This is a genomic window from Mesorhizobium sp. M2A.F.Ca.ET.067.02.1.1 (genome assembly GCF_004023285.1).
Taxonomy (GTDB): Bacteria; Pseudomonadota; Alphaproteobacteria; order Rhizobiales; family Rhizobiaceae; genus Mesorhizobium.
The window spans coordinates 1-1084 of the sequence record NZ_RZSB01001193.1 but is presented as its reverse complement, the minus strand read 5'-3'; the positions used below and the strand labels follow the sequence as shown (position 1 = coordinate 1084).

Below are 1084 nucleotides of genomic sequence, written 5' to 3'. Positions count from 1 at the left end.
CCTCCCTGCCCTGCGGCACGAATGCGATGCCCGACCGGGCGCGGTCATACGCCGCGCTCCGGGCGAGCGCCTTCCCCTCGAAGGCAACGCTTCCGCTCGTCAGCCGGTGGTGGCCGACGATCGATCTCATCAAACTGGTCTTGCCGACGCCATTGCGGCCGAGCACGCAAGTAATCTTGCCGGCGCCCGCCTTCAGCGAAACGCCGCGCAGCGCCTGGGCGGCGCCATAGTGAAGCGTGGCATTGGAGACTTCGAGCATGGTCAGCCCCTTCTCCAGCGCTTCAGGAAAGCGAAATCGAAACGGTAGAACGGAACCCGCCAGACCATGCTCAGCGCCCCAGATAGACTTCGACGACGCGCTCGTCCGCCGAAACGAAATCGAGCGTGCCCTCCGACAGCACCGAGCCCTCATGCAGGCAGGTGACCTTGACGCCGAGCTCGCGCACGAAATGCATGTCATGCTCGACGACCACCACTGAATGGTCGCGGGCGATGTCCTTGAGCAGGCGCGCGGTCTCCTCGGTTTCGGCATCTGTCATGCCGGCGACCGGCTCATCGACGAGCAGCAGCTTCGGGTCCTGCGCCAACAGCATGCCGATCTCCAGCCACTGCTTCTGGCCGTGGCTGAGATTGGCTGCGAGCTCGTCGCGCTTGTCGCCGAGACGGATGATGCCGAGTATGTCGTCGATGCGCCGCGCCTCGGCGGCGGAACGGCGATGGAACAGCGCCGGAAATATCGAACGCGGCCCCTTCAGCGCCAGCATCAGATTGTCCTCGACGCTGTGGCTCTCGAAGACGGTCGGCTTCTGGAATTTGCGGCCGATGCCCATCATGGCGATCTCGGCCTCGTCATGGCGGGTGAGATCGACCTGGCCGTCGAAGAAGACTTCGCCCTCGTCCGGCCGCGTCTTGCCGGTGACGATATCCATCATCGTCGTCTTGCCGGCGCCGTTGGGCCCGATGATCGCCCGCATCTCGCCCTTGTCGAGCACCAGCGACAAATTGTTGATGGCGCGAAAACCGTCGAAGGAGACCGAGACGCCGTCGAGATAAAGGATGGTGTTCGACTTGTTCATGTTCGCTC

The 1084-nt window shown here is 63.7% G+C and carries 2 protein-coding genes; both read right to left on the bottom strand.

Features of this window, described 5'->3' with window-relative positions:
* Positions 1-259, bottom strand: a 259-nt coding sequence (locus tag EOA28_RS36670) for an ATP-binding cassette domain-containing protein (protein ID WP_128315885.1), incomplete at its 3' end; no start/stop codon positions are given.
* A 70-nt stretch (positions 260-329) separates the two neighbouring features.
* Positions 330-1076 (bottom strand): urea ABC transporter ATP-binding protein UrtD, encoded by a 747-nt coding sequence (gene urtD / locus EOA28_RS36665; protein ID WP_127253004.1) that lies wholly within the window; start codon positions 1074-1076, stop codon positions 330-332.
* Positions 1077-1084 lie beyond the last annotated feature (8 nt).